Consider the following 21,702-nt stretch of genomic DNA (forward strand, 5'->3'; position numbering starts at 1 on the left):
TGTACGCATCTAGGCTAAGGGTAGTTTAACCGTTAGCTGAGTGCCACTACCCGGTTCGGAAGTGAGTAAAAACTCGCCACTGAGCAACTCAATGCGATCATGCATGTTACGTAAACCAATACCCTCCCCCAAAGTTTGGTTAGCTTTGAAGCCACAGCCATTATCTTTGAGTGTGGTCCAGATATAGCCGCCTTGTACCCAGGTTTTAAGACGTACTTCATCCGCTCCCGAATGCTTATCGACATTACAAAGTGCCTCTTGGACGACTCGGTACAGCGTGATCTCTATATCTTCGGGCAGACGCTGTGCAGGAAAATCCAGTTGCGTTTCTACGATAATGCCCGTTCGGGCTTCATATTCATCGAGTAAGCTTTTCAGGGCTGAGGTGAGCCCCAGATCATCCAGCAGGCTTGGCCGTAGATCGTGGGATATACGCCGCACCTCTTGGATCGCCTGATTCAGAACATCCACGCCTTTAGACAGATCCTCTTCAGCGGTTTTATCCCCTTTACGAATCTTATTCAGGCCCAGTTCTACCCGAAACTTCACGGATACCATTAATTGATTGATGCCATCATGCAGCTCTCTGGCAAAGCGACGCCTTTGTCCTACTTGAAACTGTACCGATTTGTGAGCCAGCTCTCTTAAGCGAGCATCGGCCAAACGACTTTCATGGACATTAATCGCAATCCCAATCATGACAATAATGATGGCCGTTGCAGAGGTGATCACCAAAACAGTAAAAAAGGTATTGCGTATATTGTGGGTGACTTGCTGCCGTGTTTTGGCCACCTCTTTCGCAATGTCATCGACATAGAGGCCTGTTCCCATCATCCAGCCCCACTTGGGTAGCTGGATCACATAACTAAGCTTGTCTTCGTTGCCTCCTTTGGAAGGTTTCCTCCACACGTAACGGTGGAAACCGCCTCCTTGCTCAGCCAATAACAATAAGTTTTTGATAACCGCATCGCCTTTGTCATCTGTCAGGCTGATCAAGTTTTGCCCTACCAGTTCAGGCTGGGCGGGATGCACCAAATTAATGCCATCCGCGTCGTAAACAAAAAAGTAGCCATCCTCACCATAGGTTAACCCGGTAAGAATCCGCTTTATTTTTTCTTGCGCTTCAAAATCTTTAAGCCAAGGGGTATTCATAACCGGCTCAATTGAGGTAAGTGCCAGACTCACATAGTGTTCCAGTTCGGCTTTTTTAGATGCCAGCAAGTTTTGCTCAAACGTAGCGATCTCTAATTCAGAAAGCGATTGTGCCTGCTTAATACTCACCAACGTAATAATGCCTGTTACGAGTAATAACGGTAAAAGTGCTAGTGTGAGTATTTTGAGTTTGAGCGGCATCATGTAGACTGATTGCTTGGATTTCAGCACATCGTGCCGTAGCTTTTGGTCAACTTCCACTTTAACGATGCCTTATGCGTAGTAATCGGGATGGGAGCTACGTAGTTCCCACAGCATTTTAGCCTATCCTTCCATACTCATCACCCGTTAAGCTTAGGTAGTATATGAATACACTTAAGTTACAAAGACAATGGCCGAGAGTATTTAGTACAGGCGCAATTGATTGGCTATACTTTTCATATAGTCAGCGTACAGGTAACGCAAATGGCTTCTGATTTAACGCAAGGTTATATTCGTCACCCCAGTGAGATTCCTACTCAGATTTCACTCTGTTCTAGGTCTGCTTTTTCCCATAATACCGAGAGTTCATCCGGCAATATTGGCGTAAGCCTTTATACTGATCACTTTTATGCGATTGGTACTGCGCTTGAGATTCGCATTCGCTTAACCGAGACTGATTTTATTGCTTCAGGTCATGTTGCGTGGTGTATTCCTGAACGCGATGGCCGCTTTCGAACAGGTCTGGTTTTTGATGATCCTGATACCGCCTATGCCGTCAGAATGATTGAGCAAGTCTGCCACATAGAGCAATACCGTAAAGAGGTAGAACAACGAGAAGGACGACACCTTAGCCAAGAAGATGCCGCCAGTGAGTGGATTCTGCGCTATGCAAAAGACTTCCCCACATTAGATAGCCACACTCACCCCTAGCTATATTGCCGCGTGTTTTAGTTTCTCAAGTTCATCGCGATAGCGTGCTGCTAATTCAAACTCCAGATTTTTAGCCGCTTCATACATTTTATCTTCCAATTGTCCCATCGCTTTGACCAGTTGCTTAGACGACAGCGTACTTGGGTCGATATGCAAGTCACCTGTTTGCTCAGCCACTTTTTTAGCAGTTCTTGCCGCTTTTCGGCCAGGAATCGTCGATGCCCCTTCCATAATATCGGCAACCGACTTGGTAATACCCTTAGGCGTAATTCCATGAGCCTCATTATGAGCTACCTGCTTCTCGCGTCGACGCTCCGTTTCGGCCATCGCTCTCTCCATAGAGCCTGTGATGCGATCAGCATAGAGAATTGCCCGACCATTAATATTACGCGCCGCTCGACCAATCGTCTGAATCAAAGCAGTATCTGAACGTAAGAAACCCTCTTTATCTGCATCCAGAATGGTGACCAGCCCGACTTCTGGCATATCGATCCCTTCTCGAAGCAAGTTGATACCCACCAACACATCAAACTCACCGATTCTTAAATCGCGGATAATTTCTACACGCTCTACGGTGTCAATATCCGAATGCAGGTAGCGCACCCGTACATTATGTTCTGCTAAATACTCCGTTAAATCTTCTGCCATCCGCTTGGTAAGCACTGTAACCACAACCCGGCATTTATCAGCCACGACTTTGTTGATTTCACCTAATAGGTCATCTACCTGTGTAGTGGCAGGGCGCACCTCCACTATAGGATCGATTAACCCCGTTGGGCGTACCACCTGCTCAACTATCTGCCCCGCATTAGCCGCTTCATACTTGCTAGGGGTTGCTGATACGAAGATCATTTGAGGGGCGAGTTTCTCCCACTCTTCAAACTTAAGGGGTCGGTTATCTAAGGCAGAAGGTAAACGAAAGCCATACTCCACTAGCGTCTCTTTTCGAGAACGGTCCCCTTTATACATGGCTCCCAACTGAGGAATCGTTACATGAGACTCATCAATCACCACCAAGGCATCATCAGGGAGATAATCAAACAGTGTGGGGGGGGCACCACCAGGCTCACGACCTGACAGGTAACGGGAGTAGTTTTCAATCCCCGAGCAATAACCCAGTTCCGTAATCATCTCCATATCGTACAAAGTACGCTGCTCTAAGCGCTGTAATTCAACCAGTTTGTTGGCTTCTTTTAGTTGAGCCAAGCGCTCGTGCAGCTCCTCTTTGATCTGCGTAACCGCATTCATCAAAATATCTTTGGGTGTGACATAGTGAGTTTTAGGATAGATCGTCGTACGCGGGACTTTACGTAGCACTTCACCGGTTAGCGGATCGAAGTAACTTAAACTTTCGACTTCGTCATCAAACAGCTCGATTCTGACCGCTTCGCGCTCCGACTCAGCCGGAAAGACGTCAATCACATCTCCTCGGACACGGTACGTACCTCGGTGCAGTTCGACATCATTACGGGTGTATTGCAACTCCGCCAAACGACGTAGAATTTGTCGCTGATCGGCCTGCTCACCTCGGTCCAAGTGCAGCATCATCGACAAGTAAGATTGAGGGTCCCCTAAGCCATAAATAGAGGATACCGTAGCAACGATGATAGCGTCTTCTCGCTCCAACAGCGCTTTAGTGGCTGACAAGCGCATCTGCTCAATATGCTCATTGATGGAGGCATCTTTCTCGATGAAGGTATCAGAGGAAGGCACATACGCCTCCGGCTGATAATAGTCATAGTAGGATACGAAATACTCTACCGCATTATCCGGAAAGAACTCCTTGAACTCACCGTATAACTGGGCAGCCAACGTTTTGTTATGCGCCAAAATGATGGTCGGGCGCTGTACCTCTGCAATCACATTGGCAATCGTAAAGGTTTTACCCGAGCCTGTTACTCCAAGTAAGGTTTGCGCGGCCAATCCGGCATTAATCCCTTCAACCAACCCCTTGATGGCGCTCGGCTGATCACCTGCCGGTTTGAAATGGGAATGCACACGAAAACGCTGTTTCATTGTCAAACTAACACCTGGTCTAAAAATTAAAGCAAGCGGATGAGTATACGACGTCTTCTGAAGCACGTCTTGCCCCTTGCCCAAACTGATCTCAATTTTTGCAACCGTTTTTTTTGATGCAGGGCCGGATTTCACCTATTTAATGATGTCTCAACGAAAATGATTCCGTTATAATTTCCCCGCTTAAATCTAGCGTCTTTACTTAATTTTTCTTCATAGAGGACTATGAATTGGACGTTCAACTTTCAGACCGCGTAAACAGCATCAAACCCTCGCCTACTTTAGCTGTCACCAATCGTGCAGCAGAACTTCGCGCAGCGGGTAAAGATATTATTGGCTTGGGTGCAGGTGAACCTGACTTCGACACCCCTGAGCATATTAAAGATGCCGCTATTCATGCTTTAGACAACGGTTTCACCAAATACACCGCTGTTGATGGCACCCCCGGTTTGAAAAAAGCGATTATTAACAAATTCAAGACAGAAAACGGCCTAGATTATGAAGCCAACCAAATTCTTGTCTCATGTGGTGGTAAACAGAGCTTCTTTAACCTGTCGCTAGCATTGCTAAACCCTGGCGATGAAGTGATCATCCCTGCTCCTTACTGGGTTTCTTACCCGGATATGGTACTGGTTGCCGACGGCAAGCCTGTTATCGTTACGACAACACAAGCACAGCGCTTTAAAATGACACCAGCTCAGCTGGAAGAAGCGATCACTCACAAAACACGCCTTGTGGTACTTAACAGCCCATCCAACCCAACCGGCGTTGCTTACTCGCTAGAAGAGCTAGCCGCACTGGGCGAAGTACTGAAAAAATTCCCCAACATTCTGATCGCAACAGACGATATGTATGAACATATCCGCTTTAACGATCTGCCGTTTTGCAACATTTTGAATGCTTGCCCAGAACTATACGATCGCACGATCGTACTCAACGGTGTTTCCAAAGCCTACTCCATGACAGGCTGGCGTATAGGCTATGCCGCAGGCCCTGCCAAACTGATTGGCGCGATGAAAAAAGTACAGTCGCAAAGTACCTCCAACCCTACATCTATCTCCCAAGTAGCCGCTCAGGCAGCACTGGAAGGTGGCAATGAGTGTGTGGAGAAAATGGTCGTCGCCTTTAAGGAACGCCACGAATTTGTTGTCGCCGCCCTTAATGAGATTGATGGCGTAGACTGCATCCCTGCTGATGGTACCTTCTATGCGTTCCCAAGCTTCCAACAGCTTATTGATAATGACCCACGCTTTGAAGATGACATCGCCCTTGCAGAATTCTTACTGAATGAAGCTGGCGTTGCTCTTGTTCCTGGTTCTGCGTTTGGCGCACCAGGCAACATGCGCCTATCCTTCGCTACTGGGTTATCCGTATTAGAAGACGCCCTAAGCCGCATCAAAAAAGCACTACAAAGCTAAGTAGTCTTTTCTGGAAACACCTTCTATCTAAAACCGGGCAATGCCCGGTTTTTTGTGTTTAGAAGTTGGTATTGTTATCCCCTCTCGAAACAGTTTGTTTCTTAAATAGAACAATCCTTAACACTTCTTTACTTGCAGTTCTTTATGCTATCCATAGAATAGGCAATAATTTTAGAACGACCGGTCTAGTTAATAATGGTACAAGGTAGACATCCCGAGCACAGCCGGGAAAAGATTCTCGAAAAGGGCTTAGAGCTTTTTATTGAACAGGGTTATCACGCCACAGGATTGACGCAGATCCTTAAGGTGTGCCAAGTCCCTAAGGGTTCTTTTTACAATTTTTTTGGCAGTAAAGAGCAATTTGCTGTTGAGATTATCGAGCATTATCACGCGTTGGAGTTTGATCGTTGGCAAACTGAGTTCGATAAGCTCGAAGGCTCCCTTTTTGAACGTATCCGCTTACTGTTGGAACGTGAAGTTCTCTGCTTTAAAGAGGATAGAGATCACGTAGGTTGCTTGCTTGCCAACTTTGCAGGAGAAGTGGGCAACGCATCAGAGCCCTTTCGCTTGGCAATCTATAACGCAACTCAAGAGGTGATCAAGTCAATAGAAGATGATCTCATTGTGTGCCAGCAAGAGGGCGATGTGCGTACCGACCTTGATGCGCTAACGCTGGCAAAACTCTTTTGGGATGGTTGGCAAGGTGCTTTGCTTCGTATGAAGGTAGAGCGCTCTACCCAGCCTCTCACAGATATTATCGAACTTTATTGGAATACGATTTTACCGCCTCAATACAAGGAGACTGCGGATGCAACCTAATATGAGAACATTAAGCCTTGGCCTAATATTACTCTCAACCAGTTTAACCTCGCAGGCAGCTGAGGATAAAAAGCCCCAAGGTCTACCCGCTGAGGTGGTAAAAGTACAAACCAGCATACTCGTTAATGAGCTGAATGCCGTGGGCACGTTGGAGGCATCCGAGCAGGTCGTTATACGGCCAGAGCAAAGCGGTCTGGTTACACAGATTCTGTTTACTGAGGGGCAGAAGGTAGAAAAAGGCGCGACATTATTTGAATTAAACGCTGACTCTTATAAGGCGGAAGTCGCTCAAGCGCAGGCCCGTGTTCGCCTCAGTCAGAATGAGTATCAACGCGCCGATCAGTTGTTAAAGAAACGGGTTGGTTCAGCCAATGATCGTGATAACGCCCTCGCCCAACTGCGTGTGGATGAAGCACAGCTGGAAGTTGCCAAAGTTCTGCTTAACAAAATGACAATCAAGGCACCCTTTCGTGGGGTGTTGGGTCTGCGTAATGTGAGCGCTGGTGACTATGTCACGTCGGGTGAGGCGTTGGTTTCTCTGGCCGATATTGACGAAATGAAGGTAGAGTTTAACCTCCCAGAAACGTTTCTGAGTCAAATCAGTAATGGGCAGCAGGTTCAGCTCTCTGTCGCCGCCTATCCTGATACAAACTTTACAGGTGAAGTTTTTGCCATCTCTCCCTTGGTAGACCCCCGCAGCCATAGTGTTCGGGTTAAAGCCCGTGTGCAGAATCCTGATGGATTACTGCGCCCGGGCCTATTTGCCAACATCCGCGTGCAGATTGGCAAAAATGATCAGGCTTTACTGATTCCCGAAGAAGCCATCATCCCTAACAACAACACCTTTCTTGTCATGAAAGTGGATGAGAAAAATACCGTTGGTATGGTTCCGGTTACGTTAGGGGATCGAAAAAATAATCAAGTCCAGATACTCAGCGGCCTTAATGCAGATGATGTTATCGTCACAGCGGGCCATATAAAGCTACGCCCCGGTATGCCCATCACCCCCATTTTCCCTCAGCCTCAAACGGCTGACGCAAAACAGGAAGGTTAATTAAAGTATGGTACTTTCTGATCTCAGTATTCGCCGCCCCGTATTGGCCACCGTGATGAGCCTGATGCTGCTATTAATCGGCATCATCGCTTATGACCGCCTGACCGTGCGTGAATACCCAAAAATAGATGTACCTGTCATCACTGTTGAGACAGGCTATCCAGGTGCAAGTGCGTCTATTATCGAAACCCAAGTCACCCAGATCATCGAAGACTCGCTATCAGGGATTGAAGGGGTCGACTTCATGTCGTCTATCAGCCGCTCTGAAAAAAGCCAGATAACGATCAATTTTAAACTGGATCGCGATCCTGATGCAGCTGCCAGTGATGTACGTGATCGCGTAGGCCGTGTTCGTGGTGCATTACCCGATGATATCAACGAGCCTATCGTCGCTAAATCCGAGGCCGATGCCCAGCCAATTATCTGGCTGGCATTCTCTTCTGATCGACATTCGCCATTAGAAGTCTCCGCTTTTGCAGATAAACGCGTAAAAGACCCTCTACAAACGGTTTCAGGGGTTGCCAGCATTATGATTGCGGGTGAACGCCGTTATGCGATGAGAATCTGGCTTGATGCCGACCGTTTAACTTCTTATGGATTAACACCGAACGATGTCGAAAGCGCCCTACGCGCCCAAAACATTGAGGTACCCGCAGGTCGAATCGAAAGCGGCCAGCGCGAGTTCAGCGTGCTGACAAATACTGATCTGAATACAACGGATGAATTTGGTAGCGTTATCGTACGTAATGACGATAGTTACCCTATTCGCATTCGTGATGTTGCGCGTATTGAAATCGCACCCGAATCCGAACGAATCATTGGTCGCTATAACGGTAAAAATGCCGTCGCGATGGGGGTTGTTAAACAATCCACGGCAAACCCGCTGGATGTATCCAACGGGATCAAAGCGGAGATAGAGCGTATCAAAACAATCCTGCCCGAAGGGATGCAGGTCAACGTGGCATATGACTCTTCTATCTTTATTCAAGCCTCTATCGACTCTGTTTTCAAAACCTTGGCAGAAGCCGGTATTCTGGTTGTTTTGGTTATCTTTTTCTTTTTAAGAAACCTTCGGGCCACATTGATCCCTGTCGTTACGATTCCATTATCGCTGATCGGCGGTTTTGCGATTATGTATCTGCTCGATTACTCAGTAAACACCCTAACCCTACTGGCTATGGTATTAGCGATTGGTTTGGTTGTTGATGATGCGATCGTTATGCTGGAGAACATCTATCGCCACGTGGAGGATGGGCTTTCCCCGGTAAAAGCGGCCTTTGTCGGTAGCCGAGAAGTAGGCTTTGCCATTGTAGCGACCACTTTAACACTGGTTGCGGTTTATGTACCTGTGGCCTTAACCCCTGGCAGAACAGGTAAACTGTTTACCGAGTTTGCTTTAACACTGGCGGGTGCCGTATTGATTTCAGGTTTTATTGCGCTGACGCTATCCCCCATGATGAGTTCTAAAATGTTACGCCATGAGAAAAAGCACTCATGGCTCTTTAATCTCATCGAGAACATGCTCAATAGCATCACATCAGCCTATCAATTCCTGCTAAACAAACTGCTACGTAACGGCCTATTGGCTCTGATTATCATGGTAGGCAGTGCGGCAGGCTCTTGGTACTTCTACGACAAACTACCCAAAGAGCTGGCTCCCGTTGAGGACCGAGGCACCATTATGAGCTTCTCGATTAACCCCGATGGCTCTTCGGTAGATTACGTCAATCGCTACTCCAAAGGAGTTGAGCGTATTATCGCCAATGTACCAGAGCATAACCGTTACTTTACTGTGGTGGGTTTCCCTTCTGAAACCAACTCTCTCGCCTTCCTCGGTCTCAAACCCTGGGATGAACGTGAACGCAAGCAACAGCAAATTGCGGCGGAGTTAACGCCACAGCTATTTGGTGGCGTTACCGGAAATATGACCTTTGCCATGAATCTACCTTCACTAGGCCAGAGTATCATCTCGCGCCCTGTGGAGTTTATTATCAAGTCGAATGGCACCTATGACGACCTAAAAGTCATTACCGATAAAGTCATGGCGCAGGTTTATCAAAACCCAATGTTTGTTCAGCCGGATACAGATCTCAAACTGAATAAGCCTGAGCTTCAAATTGATATAGATCGTAGTAAAGCCTCCGATATTGGTGTCCCAGTGGAACGGATCGGCCGAACGCTAGAAAGCTACATTGCGGGCCGTGAAGTAACTCGCTTCAAAAAAGAGGGCGATCAGTATGATGTGATTGTGCAGGTAGATAAGCAGGAGCGCAGCTCACCTTCTAACCTATCTGACCTGTATGTCAGAAGTGACAGCGGTGACATGGTTCAGTTGTCAAATGTCGCAACGGTCAGGGAGACAGTCGCACCTCGTGAGCTTAACCACTTCGATAAAGTGAAAGCGGTTAAGTTACAAGCGATGCTAGCGCCCGGCTACAGCATTGGAGAAGCGCTAAGCTTCCTTGAAACCACTTTGCAAGAGGTAGCGCCAGAAGCAAGCTACGACTACGGCGGACAATCCCGAGAGTTTAAAGAATCCAGCGACAGTCTACAGATGACATTTGCACTGGCGCTGATCTTTATTTTCTTAGTACTGGCCGCGCAGTTTGAGAGCTTTCGTAATCCGTTTATTATTTTGCTTTCAGTACCACCTGCAATTTTCGGCGCGCTTTTTGCTCTGTCTATTACGGGAGGCTCGTTTAACATCTACAGTCAAATCGGCTTGATTACACTCATCGGCCTGATTGCTAAACATGGTATTCTGATTGTCGAATTTGCTAACCAATTGCAAGAGCAAGGTAGCAACGTAAAAGATGCTATCATGGAAGCTGCCACATTGCGTTTGCGACCCATATTGATGACAACAGGCGCCACCGTACTCGGGGCCCTTCCTCTGGCTTGGGCGACAGGTGCCGGAGCGGAGTCTCGAGAGCAAATTGGTTGGGTTATTGTTGGGGGGATGCTATTTGGCACCTTGATGACGCTGTTTGTCATACCCACAGTTTATAGTTTCTTAGGGAAACGCAGTGAAAACACAGTCGAGCAGGAATATGCTGAATCGCTACAGCCAGTAAGGAATAGTCAATGAAACCACTACCGTATGCTATCCGTTCTATCGTCCTGACCAGCCTCTGCGCTGTAACGTTTCAGGCAAGTGCGGGTTCTTTAAAAGAGATTTACCATCAGGCACTGCAAAATGATCCGCAGCTAAAAATTGCTGAGGCGACGTTCCGTGCAAATAAAGAAGCCCTACCTCAAGCGCGCGCGGGTTTACTACCGAGCGTTAATGCACAAGCAGGCACAACCTACACCGATTCAGACCAAGTGGACTTTAATAACCACGGCTACTCTGTCAGTCTGGTACAGCCCGTTTTTTCAGCATCACGATGGTTTGCTTATCAACAGGGCAAAACACTGGATGAGCAAGCACAACTTCAATTTGATCAGGCACAGCAGAGCCTCATTCTCAGATCGGTTGAGACTTATCTGAATGTTCTGCGCGCCAAAAGCAACCTCGAAACTGCTGAAGCACAGGAAAGAGCGATTCGCCGCCGCCTTGATCAGGTTAATGCACAGTTTGAGGTCGGCCTGATTGCCATTACGGATGTGCACGAAGCTCAAGCTTCTTACGACAATGCCCGTGTTGCCTTAATCGAAGCCGAGGGTGCACTAGATAACAGCTATGAGGCGCTGGAAAGGCTCACCGGCCTATCTACTCAAGAGATCGACTCGCTGAGTGAAGACTATCCCATCGAAGGCGTGGAACCCGCAACTCCAGATGCGTGGCTGGAAAAAGCGCTGACAGATAACCTAGGCCTTAAACTCGCGCAATCGAGTATTGAAGTGGCTCGCCGTAGTGCCCAAATCGCCAAATCGGGTCATTACCCAACCGTTGACCTGAGCGCCACTTACGATAGAGACAAAGGCACCCCCAGTTCCAATGACTGGAATACATCAAAAGTTGTCGGGCTAACATTGAGTGTACCACTGTTTTCGGGAGGAGCTACCAGCTCCAAAGCCCGTCAGGCGTACGCTCAGATGGATGCCTCAACTCAAACTTATGATGATGCGCGCCGCGGCGTCACTCAAGCTACACGTAGCTTGCTGCGCAATATCAAAACAAATGTGCAAAGTGTTGCAGCACGCCAGCAAAGCATCGTATCAAGCAAAGCCGCATTAGAAGCCACCAGCGAAGGCTTTAATGTTGGCACTCGTAACGTGGTGGATGTGCTTACCGCTGAGCAGGCACTGTACGCTGCACAACGTGACTACGCTAACGCCCGCCTAGATTACGTATTAAACCTGTTTACCTTTAAACAACAGTTAGGCACGCTTAATCCAGATGACTTATACGGGCTGGATGAGTGGCTCATTAAACCTTAATAAAGAAAGCCTTAGGTCTAAAAAAGCCCGGTGTGTACCGGGCTTTTTTATGAGCGTTTGCTGGGCTAAGAGCCCTCTATATTAATGAATAACAGGGTTATCATCATCCCCTTCAGGGAGAATCAAATGCCCTTCTCCATCATGCGCTAAAGCGCCCTTGCTCTCGGCAATCTCCAGTAACTGATCCAGTAGAATATGCGTTAGATGACCACTAATAATAATGCCAGCAGGAGGATCTCCAGAGAACATCTCCTCATCTAATACATCATCAGAGCGTAACCCTAACAAAAGCGGATTCTCCGCGACCAGCGGCGCAATATCTTCTGGTGCAAAGATGGCGTGGTTCCCTGAAACCTGCAACGCTAACTGATAAGCATCGTGGGCCTCACTATCCAGTTGATCCAGATATTCTTGCTCTGCTGCTTGAAAAATTTTTGTTAACAGACTGGTAGTTCTTTTTGATAAATTGGCTTGCGCCAGCTCTGATTGGCTATAGTTTGCTGTCACAGGATATTCGCGCTGGGGATCAAGCTCTTTCTCATCCACTAGGATATGACCCTCATCATCAACATCTAACCAACCACTTTCAACCGCAATTGCCAGTAAGTTTTCAAGCGCCGCCATCACAATATTACTTGATATAATCGCACCAACTGATGGGTTTTGCTGCTCGTTGGTATCTGCGATTAAATCGCTGGCACGAGCCGCCAAAAGGGTTGGATCTTCGTCGATAATTCGAGATAACAGGTCGGTTTCTAGGTACAGCTTTTCATGACAAAGCGTTTCTGCCGTCAGAAAAGGAAGCTGATAGTGGTTCGCCTCCATGCGTTGCTGATATTCGCTCTTCAATGACACAAGAATGTCTGATAGCGTCGGACTCATTCACAGTTACCCAAAAAGATTATGCCTACGGCAATATTGAAGCATGCAAGCGGTAGGATGTTAAGAAGATTACAGTCAGTTCCACTCGTACATGTTTGTACTAATGGACCGTGATACCAATAGGTGAAACAGCATGTTTAAGAAGATCAAACCCTTCCCGTAGTTCAACCAACGGTTTTAAACCAAAATCTACAGGGTCAGCAGGCATTTCAAACCAATCTAATGACCAGACGCGGGTCATTAACTCATACTCGCCAATCAGCGCATCCAGAAAGATCATCACCGCCTCTACACGTGGGTCGATATCCAACAAGGACGGCGCATCTTCCATATAAATGGCCAAATGCAGTTTGTTTTCTACAGAACGTAATGAATACCAGAAATCAGCGATTTCACACACTTCGTCAGCCACATTAATAAAATGTGGAATAGGATCGTAACGATGATTAAACGCTTTAAAACGAATGCCGCTAAGGTCAGGCGCTGCACCGACAAGTGTTAAAACAGAGTGAATAGACTCAGGATAGCCATCGCAACCGAAAATCATTTCAATCGGCCCTTCATCTTCATCTTTTTCAAAATGAAATGTCAGGTTCTCATCAATGCTCTGCAAGGTTTCCCGATACTCGGATAGCAGCGCATCAGCATCGAACTGATTATCCTGTCGGCTGTGAAGCAACTGATCAATCGTCAGCTCTACACGCTGCCAAAAAGCCTGTATTCTCTCTTGATGCATCATTATGTACGCGGAACAACAACGCCAGTCTGGCCTTGGTATTTGCCATTACGGTCTTTATATGATGTTTCACACACTTCATCTGCGCCTAAAAACAGCATCTGAGCGACACCTTCATTGGCATAGATTTTAGCAGGCAACGGCGTCGTATTAGAGAACTCTAAGGTAACATGCCCTTCCCACTCGGGTTCTAACGGTGTGACATTCACAATAATACCGCAACGAGCATAGGTGCTTTTGCCCAAACAGATAGTCAAAACATCACGGGGAATTTTGAAGTATTCAACAGTACGTGCTAGAGCAAATGAGTTCGGCGGAATAATACAAACATCCGACTTCACATCCACGAAGCTTCCGTCATCGAAGTCCTTAGGATCGACAATCGAAGAGTTGATATTCGTAAATATCTTAAACTCATCAGCACAGCGGACATCATAACCATAGCTTGAGGTACCATAAGAGACGATGGCGCCTCTGTCCGTGTTACGTACCTGATTCGCTTCAAACGGCGAGATCATGTCATGTTCTTGCGCCATACGACGAATCCAGCGATCTGATTTAATGCCCATCACACCTTCCGCAGATATAAATTTCAAAGGGCAGCATTATAGCGTTTTCTAAAGAAAAAAACCGCATTTATCTAAGGATTAAATGCGGTGTTTGGTGACAAGATTAGTCTTCTACAATACTGATCAGTGGCCCTTTTCTAGCGCTGTCATCCGCAGCAGCTAGCTTGTCCATCAATTGTTGCGCTATACCCCGATAAATGGAGCTGATCTCACCTTGTGGATCGGCGGCAACCGTTGGCAAACCAGAATCAGCTTCTTCCCGAATTCTTAAGGACAGGGGCAAAGCGCCCAATAGTTGCGTCTCGTAGTCACGGGAAATACGCTCACCGCCACCTTCACCAAAGATGTGCTCTTCATGACCACACTGGCTACAGATATGCGTACTCATATTTTCCACTACGCCTAAAACCGGAATGCCGACTTTACGGAACATCTCAATTCCACGCTTAGCATCTAACAGAGCAATATCCTGAGGCGTTGTCACGATAACAGCCCCATCCACCGCTACTTTTTGTGATAGCGTCAGCTGAATATCTCCTGTGCCAGGCGGCATATCGATCATCAAATAGTCAAGATTGTCCCATTGCGTTTGAGTAATGAGCTGCTGTAGTGCACCACTCGCCATGGGACCACGCCATACCATAGGTGTCGTATCATCAATCAGCAGACTGATAGACATAGCCTGTAAGCCTAATACGTCAATCGGTCGCATCCCGTTCTCGCCCACAGGCTCAGGACGGGTGCCCGATTTAATCCCTAGCATCATGCCCTGACTTGGGCCATAAATATCAGCATCGAGTACACCGACCCGCGCACCCTCTGCGGCCAGAGCTAAAGCCAAATTCACAGTTGTCGTAGATTTCCCCACTCCCCCTTTACCTGAGGCAACAGCGATGACATGTTTCACCCCTGCAAGACTCGATGTTTGAGCCGGTGACTGCATAGTTTTCTCCAATCAGTGGTTGGTTGTGTGGGCATTCGCTAATAAACAGATAGCGCAATAACCAAGTAAACTTGTCAGCTATTATGTCATCGTTCTGCCCTTGTGCCAATTAAACCTGCACGTCTAGTAAGCTAGATGCTAACTGTTTGGATGCACCAAAATCTGTTTTACCGCTTCCCAACACGGGGATTTGCTCAACCCAACACACGTTCGCCGGTATAATTAAAGGCGGGATACCTTTATCAAGCAGCATCCGACGCGGATCTTGAAGCTCTTCAGGCTCTTCTCCTTCAATGAGTAGGATAATTTTCTCCCCTTTCTTACTATCTGGCAGATTCACAGCCACCAGAGGCCGATCATCTAGCGACAAGACCGAGCGAGCGCAAGACTCAACTTCCGATAAACTCACCATCTCCCCACCCAGCTTGGCAAAGCGGCTATATCGATCAACAATGGTTAAAAACCCATCTTCGTCTAACCAACCCTTATCACCACTTTTATACCAACGCACACCGTCTATCTCTGTGATTACTTCGGCGGTTTTTTTAGGGTTATCCAGATAGCCTTTCATAATCTGGGTACCGCCTATTAAGACTAAACCAGCTTCACCTGTGGGCAGACGTTCCAACGTTGTAGGGTCCACTATCCTGAACATAGTCCCAGGTAAGGCCATGCCGACCGTTCCGGGTTTATTACCCGTCTGGACCGTCCACCATTGAGTATTCAGAAAGTCCGGGATGTTCACACTGGCAACAGGGGTGGTTTCGGTACAGCCATAGCCTTCAAGCACAGGCAAGCGGAAACGTTGCTCAAACTGTTCCCGAATATCGGCCTGCAACTTTTCTGCACCCGCTACCACAATACGTAAGCTACTAAACATCATAGGGACTAACTTACGATTTTTGGTATAGAGCCTCAGAAAAGTAGCCGTAGCACACAAAACCGTAGCCCGGTATCTAGCCACGCCCTTACCAATGGCAAGCGCATCGGTAGGATCGGGATGACAAACAACAGGCACCCCTTCAATTAGAGGCAGATAGCATGTCACCGTCAAACCAAAGGCATGAAATAAAGGAAGGCTCGCCATAATCGTGTCATCTTCCTGCATGTTGAGCACATCTGAAATCTGCTTGAGATTAGCCATCATATTGCGATGGCTCAACATAACACCTTTGGGCGCACCCTCACTGCCAGATGAGAACAGGATCGCCGCCGTATCATCTAAATGAGCAGATCGACAATACAAAGCTTGTAGCACGATACTCGGTAAAGCCTTGACCACCAGTAACGTTGATAGGCGCTCAAATTGGCCGATTGCATCCCGAACATCTTCCAAATAAAGGATGTCGACTCCTTCCAACAGGCCACTAAGGTCAATTCCCCGCGCTTTTAAGCGGGTAATAAACAGCCTAGATGTCACAATAGACGCTATCTGTGCTTGCTTAGCCGCAGAAGTCAGTGCCTCAGGAGATGCTGTATAGTTAAGATTGACGACCGTTTTCCCTGCCATCAGTACCGCCAGGTTAGCGATCGCCCCACCCGAAGATGTCGGCAGTAATAAACCGATATTCTGTCCAGATAAACGCCGCATCCGTTTTCTAAAAAGTAATACAGCCGTCAATAAACGGTGATGCCCCACAGGATCACCCTCAACATCCGCTATCGCCCAATCACCTGATGCAGACTTCATCGCTCTGATAAACGCTGCATCTAAGCACGGTAACGAATCGGTGTAGCGTTCCCAAGCCGTAATGGATAGTTCAAACACATGCTGCTTCACCGTTGCGGCGTCAGCAGAGCAGCCTAGCGGCTCCCCAAAGGCAACGATCACATCTCGCTTGATACCCGTGGCAGTATTCGCTTGTAATCGAGTACCTGACCGAGAGAAGCGACTCCCCCATAGGCCGCGAAGGTAGAAAGGAATAATCTCTGCACCACTATCTGCTGCGGCACGCTCAAAACCTCGTTTAAACTCACCTAGTTGACCTGTTTGGCTAATCGCACCTTCAGGAAAAAGACAAACCACCGCTCCTCCCCTTAGTAATTCATTAACCCGCTCAAGTGCTTGACGGCTTTTGCCACCTGCAATCGGAATCACGCCAAATAGATCAAGAAACCACTTTAAATACCAACGCTCATAGATGGAGCGTTCCATCACAAAATGGATATGCCGAGGGCACGCCATCTGAATCATCGCCCAATCCAGCCAACTGATATGGTTGCCAAGGAGTAGAGCTCCTTTACCTTCTGGTGGGATATGCTCAAAGCCCAATACTTGTAGGTTATATTTGCGCTTCATAACCCAAGCGACAATGACTCTAATCATCGCTTCAGGAAGCGTTCGTATCGCCTGTACGGCCCCTATCACCGCAATGCCCACTAAGCCATAAAGCAACCAGGTTTCATTCAGAGATAACATCGAAAACACAACGGTGAGCAACAGCCCCGTGATCATGGCGATATTTTGGATAAAGTTATTCCCGGCCAGCACTTTACCTAACTTATCGTCTGGTGCATGAAACTGAATCAGCGCATTAAGTGGGATGGTCATGAGCGCACCACTTAGGCCAATCAGAAAGAAATCAGCCGCAGACCAAAACAACGAAGGGATCTGAGGCAGCCAAAATAAACCAAGCGCTACACCAATGGCGCCTAACGGTATCAGCCCTGTATTGATATGGTGGCGGGATAAACGGCCAGCCAACATAGAACCGACCATAATCCCCACCCCTGCCAGAGCCATCGCACCTTGGATAACAAAAGTATTACTTTCCCCAAGCGTGCTTTCGGCAAAGGAAGGGAAAACCGCCAACATCACCTGACTAATCGTCCAGAAGACTGCCAAACCAAAGATCGATTGGCGTATCGGGCGACGCTTCCAGATAACCCGTAGGTTGCCACGTAGTAGCCCTGCCTTTCGATACGCCTGCCAATCAAAAGATACTTTTTCCTGATGGGCAGGGGCTAACTCTGGCAAGCGCTGCGCAAAAATTGCTTCTACAACAGCGCCTATGACTAACAACCAACCTAGTGGCGCTATTTGCTGTAAAATCAGCGAGGGGGCCATGGCTGATACGTCCGTAGCGCTTAGCATTGACTCGAACATTAACGAGAAAGCAACAATACCCGATAAAATAGCGACCATCGTTGCTGACTGTACCCAGCCATTCCCTTCGCTTAAGTTATCAGTGCCTACCAGATCCCGAATATAACCATATTTGGCCGGAGAATAGATCGCACTCTGTACCGCCAACACAAAGGTCATCGCAAACGCTACTTCAAACCAACCTTGGTAATAACTCAACGTAATCATCAAGGTTATTAGCACAGCCAAACGGGCAGACCAGCGCATAACTGCGGGTTTAGCAAAGCGGTCGGAGATAAAACCCGCTGGGGATAAAAGTAGAATAAAGGGCAGTAAAATCAAGCCATTAACAATAGCCGTTAAGATAACCTGCTCGGGTCCATCGTACGATTTAAATAGCGTATTTTGGACAATAATTTTATGACCAAGATCGACAAAGGCATTGATGAAAGCCACCGCAACAAACGCCAAGAATCCACGTATTTTCAATAAACTTAACATGCTGCCTGCTCCTTGGACTCACCACACCAACCGCACAAGAAATTATCAATTAAACAACTCAACATTAACTCCTCGCCCGCAGATTGTTTTACAAACAGCTTATCATTCATCATCAAGACGGTAACACCTTGAACACCGCTCCAAAGCGCTCTTGCCGCAATCTCAACCTCTTCGGCTTTATAGCGTGGGTTCAATTCGTGTAATGATTTTTCAACATATTGGAAAAGCCTAGTTATTTGATTCTGCAAGTGTTCGGGAACCTGTTGATCTCCAGAACTTCGATGCTCAAAAAGCAAAGCCCACTTTTGCGGATATTGTCGAGCAAAAGCCAAATAATCCGATGCATAAGCAGCAAGACGAAACCGTGCGGCAAGAGGGGCTCTCTCTTGCAAAACTAATAATAGCTGCGCCAACGTTCTTTCATTGATCTGCCAGCAAAGATCGTCAATATTTCTAAAAACCTGATACAAGGAGCCAGCCGAATAACCTATATTTGCAGCGACCTTTCTGGCAGATAGCCCAGATAGACCTTGCGTTGAAATAATGTCTTCTGCTGCAGCTAATGCCAACGCCCGCAACTCTTCTCGGGTATGATCATTTCGTCTAGCCATAATAAAACTTCCATGCAATTAAACATCGTTTAAAACAATATAATTAAACACCGTTCAATTATCAACTAATAAAACCCACTATTAGGCTTTACATGAAGAAACTAGTACTTCGTTAGATAGACACCGCACTCAAGATGGTGGGTATAAGGGAACTGATCAAACACTGCAAAACGCTCAATTTTGTGTGTTTTTGTAATAGTATGAAGGTTTTCCAATAGGGTGTCGGGGTTACAACTGATATAGACGATATGATCATAGGCGCAGACCTGCTGCACTGTCTCATCATCCAAACCAGAGCGCGGCGGGTCAACCAGTACAGTAGAGAACTGGCACGTTTCCAATGCTAAGCCCGCCACTTTGCGTGTTTCTTTCTTGCCCTGCAGAACCAGCGTCAGATCTTCTGAAGGCATCCTCAAAACATCTAGGTTCTGAATACCATTCACCTCAATATTATATTCTGCCGCACGCACCGAGGTTTTTGATATTTCGGTGGCAACCACACGTCGAAAGTTCTGTGCCAACGGAAGGGTGAAATTACCATTACCGCAATAGAACTCCACCAAGTCACCTTCCGAGTTTTGAGTGACATCCAACGCCCACCCAATCATCTTTTTACAAACTTCCCCATTCGGTTGCGTAAAGCTATTTTCAACCTGCTTATACTCAAACACTCGGTCATTAATCGTTAGCTTCTCTATCACAAAATCCCGCTCAACGATCAATTTCTTGCCTCGCGAGCGCCCCACGATATCAATATTAAATTGACGCCGCAGCACCTGAACCTCTTCTGCCCATGTCTCATCAATAGGGCGGTGATATAGCATGCTGACAAGCAGTTCACCGGATAACGTGCTCAAAAAATCGACCTGGAATAATTTAAAACGCAGGGCTGGATTCTCTCGAATAAGGTCAAGTAGCTCGAACATCACTTCACGAATCCGAGGAGAGACCATTTCACATTCGTCTAGTCTGACCGGGTTACGATTATCACCCGGCTCGAACATGACATAGTAAAGATCATCGCCATCGTGCCAGACCCTAAACTCAGCTCTTAAACGATAATGAGTTTTAGGAGAATCAAATACCTCAATATCCGGCAGAGTAAAGTCAACAAATTGCGCTTTTACTCCGGCGACTTTATCAGCCAAAAGCTGTTCATAACGTTCTGGCTGGATATTGGGTAGTGCCATTGAAAACCTCGAAGTCTTATGATCGTTCACTAACGCTGGATAAATACTGAGCGGCGCATTTTATCAGCCCAACCCATCAGGTCAATGTAAACAAAAAAGAGGCTAACGCCTCTTTTAAAAATGGGTGAATAAAATGAACAAATGACTAATGAGAAGCTATCCGCTGACTGTACTCACTTGCCATCATCTCCCACTGTTTAAGATGTTCTTTAAAACCTGCACGCTCAATGTACTTTAACGACAGTGCACTGGAGATTGAGCAACCCATCACGTTATCAACCGAAGGCAGCAAAGCATCGGCCACATGCACAGCAGTGAGTGGTTGGAAGTCATCCGCCGGACAACTACTTGGGAAATGATGGAATAACACGGCTTCAATGACTTTTGGTGGGAGATTCCATAACCCCAGCAGATAAGCACCGGCCTCGGCGTGGGAAACACCCAAGGTCATTTTCTCCACCACATAAAGCGGCTGATTCAGTTCAGCGGCTTTATTCAACACCTCTCGGTATTCACCCGGGTCGTTGGCCGCTAAGACGATCATACCGAAGTCGTGAAGAAGGCCTGCTAAGAATGCCTGTCCTTGAATATGTCGGTCTGCTTTTACACTACGACAGATATCCTGAGCAAAACGAGCGACTAACATGGAACGATTATGAATCTGAGCAAAAGAGAAACTTGTCCACTCAGCGCTTTGCGGAAACGCCTCAAACAGGTGAGAGGATAAGGTCAAATCTCGAATTAACCTCACCCCTAAAATAGTTACGGCTTCGTTCAAACGATAGATATGACGCTCAAGGCCAAAAAAAGCGGAGTTAACTAACTGCAGCACCTTTGCTGACATCACAGGGTCGCGCTCAACAATTTTTGCAATATCCCGAGCACTCGCCTTACCAGAAACCAATGCAAGATTGAGTTCTTCATAAATATCAGGCAACGAAGGTAGCCGCTCTACGCTACCAATAAATGCTTTTATCTCGGGCTTTTTAATCAGCCCGCCAACCTTTAAAGCCTGCTCTACAGCGATAGAGATTTGAATGTCTGAACACTCTTCAGGTAATGAGGAGTGTGACAGCTCAGAAACACGTGCCGCATGAGAGGGAGATAAACCTCCCGCAACCACAATCCGAATAGTATCCGGGCTCAGCTCAACCATTTTAGAAAGGACAGACAACGTACGGTCCGGGTTATCAGAAATACCGACGATCAAAACATCATAGCGATAGGACTGTACTCGCTCCACCAGCGCTGTTTCGTCGTCTATTCGCTCCACAAACCAGTGATTAAGATCGGCAACGGTATTGATAACCTCGTCCCTGATGGAAGCCGAGCGGCAAACCAGTATGCTTTTTTCATGTAGTGCGAGCTTCGCTTTGGCATCCATGACTGAGCCCCCTTAACAGAATATAAACTTCACTATAGTACAACTTT

Annotated in this window: 16 protein-coding genes; 6 read left to right on the top strand and 10 right to left on the bottom strand. The window is 47.1% G+C overall.

Going from position 1 to position 21,702, the window contains the following annotated elements:
- Positions 1-9: 9 nt before the first annotated feature.
- Positions 10-1,413, bottom strand: coding sequence for a cache domain-containing protein (locus F0U83_RS11180; RefSeq protein ID WP_246077682.1), 1,404 nt, complete (start codon positions 1,411-1,413; stop codon positions 10-12).
- 204 nt (positions 1,414-1,617) lie between these two features.
- Here F0U83_RS11180 and F0U83_RS11185 point away from each other — a divergent pair, with 204 nt between their 5' ends.
- Entirely contained in the window at positions 1,618-2,064 is a 447-nt protein-coding gene (locus F0U83_RS11185) for a hypothetical protein (RefSeq protein WP_138987127.1), read from the top strand.
- Here the strand turns inward: F0U83_RS11185 and uvrB are convergent, their stop codons facing one another.
- The gene (uvrB, locus tag F0U83_RS11190) at positions 2,065-4,080 is read right to left on the bottom strand and encodes an excinuclease ABC subunit UvrB (RefSeq protein WP_138987126.1); all 2,016 of its coding nucleotides are present in this window, start codon (positions 4,078-4,080) and stop codon (positions 2,065-2,067) included.
- Positions 4,081-4,310: 230 nt separating this feature from the next.
- Between uvrB and F0U83_RS11195 the strand changes: the two genes are divergently transcribed.
- From F0U83_RS11195 to F0U83_RS11215, 5 genes are all read left to right on the top strand, one after another.
- A complete protein-coding gene (locus tag F0U83_RS11195; protein WP_138987125.1) occupies positions 4,311-5,498 on the top strand; it encodes a pyridoxal phosphate-dependent aminotransferase in 1,188 nt (395 codons plus the stop codon).
- A gap of 195 nt (positions 5,499-5,693) precedes the next feature.
- On the top strand, positions 5,694-6,317 hold the full coding sequence (locus tag F0U83_RS11200) for a TetR/AcrR family transcriptional regulator (protein ID WP_138987124.1): 624 nt from the start codon (positions 5,694-5,696) through the stop codon (positions 6,315-6,317).
- A complete protein-coding gene (locus tag F0U83_RS11205; RefSeq protein ID WP_138987123.1) occupies positions 6,307-7,371 on the top strand; it encodes an efflux RND transporter periplasmic adaptor subunit in 1,065 nt (354 codons plus the stop codon). The genes F0U83_RS11200 and F0U83_RS11205 overlap by 11 nt, the downstream gene beginning before the upstream one ends.
- Before the next feature lie 7 nt (positions 7,372-7,378).
- Complete coding sequence (locus F0U83_RS11210) at positions 7,379-10,459, top strand: efflux RND transporter permease subunit (protein WP_138987122.1); 3,081 nt, start codon at positions 7,379-7,381, stop codon at positions 10,457-10,459.
- Complete coding sequence (locus F0U83_RS11215; protein ID WP_138987121.1) at positions 10,456-11,754, top strand: TolC family outer membrane protein; 1,299 nt, start codon at positions 10,456-10,458, stop codon at positions 11,752-11,754. Before F0U83_RS11210 ends, F0U83_RS11215 begins: the two co-directional genes overlap by 4 nt.
- An 81-nt stretch (positions 11,755-11,835) precedes the next feature.
- Here the strand turns inward: F0U83_RS11215 and F0U83_RS11220 are convergent, their stop codons facing one another.
- From F0U83_RS11220 to F0U83_RS11255, 8 genes are all read right to left on the bottom strand, one after another.
- Positions 11,836-12,636 carry a hypothetical protein gene (locus F0U83_RS11220; protein WP_138987120.1) on the bottom strand — a complete coding sequence of 267 codons (801 nt, stop codon included), beginning with the start codon at positions 12,634-12,636 and terminating at the stop codon, positions 11,836-11,838.
- Positions 12,637-12,736: 100 nt separating this feature from the next.
- Entirely contained in the window at positions 12,737-13,375 is a 639-nt protein-coding gene (locus F0U83_RS11225) for a hypothetical protein (RefSeq protein WP_138987119.1), read from the bottom strand.
- A complete protein-coding gene (gene dcd / locus F0U83_RS11230) occupies positions 13,375-13,941 on the bottom strand; it encodes a dCTP deaminase (protein ID WP_138987118.1) in 567 nt (188 codons plus the stop codon). Before dcd ends, F0U83_RS11225 begins: the two co-directional genes overlap by 1 nt.
- 103 nt (positions 13,942-14,044) lie before the next feature.
- Entirely contained in the window at positions 14,045-14,884 is an 840-nt protein-coding gene (gene apbC, locus F0U83_RS11235) for an iron-sulfur cluster carrier protein ApbC (protein ID WP_138987117.1), read from the bottom strand.
- Positions 14,885-14,993: 109 nt separating this feature from the next.
- Positions 14,994-18,470, bottom strand: a complete 3,477-nt coding sequence (locus F0U83_RS11240; RefSeq protein ID WP_138987116.1) for an acyl-[ACP]--phospholipid O-acyltransferase — start codon at positions 18,468-18,470, stop codon at positions 14,994-14,996.
- Positions 18,464-19,081, bottom strand: a complete 618-nt coding sequence (locus F0U83_RS11245) for a TetR/AcrR family transcriptional regulator (protein ID WP_138987115.1) — start codon at positions 19,079-19,081, stop codon at positions 18,464-18,466. The genes F0U83_RS11240 and F0U83_RS11245 overlap by 7 nt, the downstream gene beginning before the upstream one ends.
- 101 nt (positions 19,082-19,182) lie before the next feature.
- On the bottom strand, positions 19,183-20,271 hold the full coding sequence (trmA, locus tag F0U83_RS11250; protein ID WP_138987114.1) for a tRNA (uridine(54)-C5)-methyltransferase TrmA: 1,089 nt from the start codon (positions 20,269-20,271) through the stop codon (positions 19,183-19,185).
- Positions 20,272-20,416: 145 nt separating this feature from the next.
- On the bottom strand, positions 20,417-21,655 hold the full coding sequence (locus tag F0U83_RS11255; RefSeq protein WP_138987113.1) for an HDOD domain-containing protein: 1,239 nt from the start codon (positions 21,653-21,655) through the stop codon (positions 20,417-20,419).
- Positions 21,656-21,702 lie beyond the last annotated feature (47 nt).

Source organism: Neptunomonas concharum, from assembly GCF_008630635.1.
Classification (GTDB): domain Bacteria; phylum Pseudomonadota; class Gammaproteobacteria; order Pseudomonadales; family Balneatricaceae; genus Neptunomonas; species Neptunomonas concharum.